Origin of the sequence: Frankia sp. Mgl5 (assembly GCF_023242985.1) — a bacterium.
GTDB classification, from domain to species: domain Bacteria; phylum Actinomycetota; class Actinomycetes; order Frankiales; family Frankiaceae; genus Parafrankia; species Parafrankia soli.
In genome coordinates this window covers 1-1,074 of sequence record NZ_JALKFY010000787.1, presented here as the reverse complement: position 1 = coordinate 1,074, position 1,074 = coordinate 1, and the positions used below count along the sequence as shown (strand labels likewise).

Annotated in this window: 2 protein-coding genes; both read right to left on the bottom strand. The window is 71.3% G+C overall.

Translation table 11 applies throughout. The features are described 5' to 3' along the window. Positions 1-605, bottom strand: a 605-nt coding sequence (locus MXD62_RS27645) for a transposase (protein WP_248832326.1), incomplete at its 3' end; no start/stop codon positions are given. Continuing rightward, on the bottom strand, positions 530-1,074 hold a 545-nt coding region (locus tag MXD62_RS27640; RefSeq protein WP_248832325.1), incomplete at its 5' end, for a winged helix-turn-helix domain-containing protein. The genes MXD62_RS27645 and MXD62_RS27640, both read right to left, overlap by 76 nt.

Here is a 1,074-nt window from a genome sequence, read left to right as displayed (position 1 = left end):
TATGGGGGTTCGAGTTGTAGGCCGGTTCCGGTCAGGAAGCCCCGTAGCAGGTCGGGGCGGTACTGAAGGCGTTTGAGCGCGGTCCTGATGACGCGGATCAGGTGGTCCAGGCTGCGGGCGGCGAGGTTGGCCAGCGCTCCGGTCTTCAGATGCGCCCAGAGGCTTTCCACCGGGTTCAGCTCGGGTGTGTACGCCGGCAGCCAGGACACGTCCAGCCAGTCGTCGTGGTGTTCGACGAACGTGCGGGTGACCGTGGCGTGGTGGGCGGGCAGGTTGTCCCACACCACCGTGATCTCGCCGGGGAGCTGGTGGTGCGCGGCGCGCAGCAGCCCGGTCAGGTCGGCCGGGGTGACGCCTTTGGGTTCGCCGCGCCGTCCCCGGTGGATCCGTAGCCGGTAGAGCAGCCGGGGCCGATAACCGGGACGGACGCAGACCATTCCGACGATCGCGACCCGCGGCGAGCGGCGGGCGGAGACCGGTACGACCGGGGTGGGGCCGCGGCGTGCCCAGGTCCGTGCCTTCGGCGGTCTCAGCGACTGGCCGGTCTCGTCGAGGAAGCAGATCCAGGCGCCGCGGGCCGCGGCTGTTCTTTTACCTGCGGCCACCCGTCTCGCCGCCAGGTCGTGACCGCGGCCTCGTCGCGTTCGACGGCCCGGTGGGCCGGGCGCTGCGCGGAGTAGCCCAGTCGGTGCAGCAGCTTCGCGACCCCGGTCAGTGTGTAGGACTCGCCGAACATCTCCTCGATCAGGAGCGTGACCCGGGACAGGGTCCAGCGCTGATCCACGGTCCAGCCGTGTGCGGCCGGCCCGCGGTCCAGCTCGACAGCCAGCCGGGCCAGCTGGTCGTCATCCAGACGGCAGCGCGACGCCGGTCCGGTCGACCGCAACGCCTCGACCCCGCCGGCACACCAGGCCTGCTGCCAGGCATGGGCCGACTTGCGCGACACCCGCAGCCGTACGGCGACCTGCGGCGGGGACAGACCCTCAGAAAACATCGCCGCGGCCCGCAAACGGACCTGTTCACGGCGGGCCCGGCCGGCATCCGTCAACCCGCCGCCATCGGGATACCTCATAC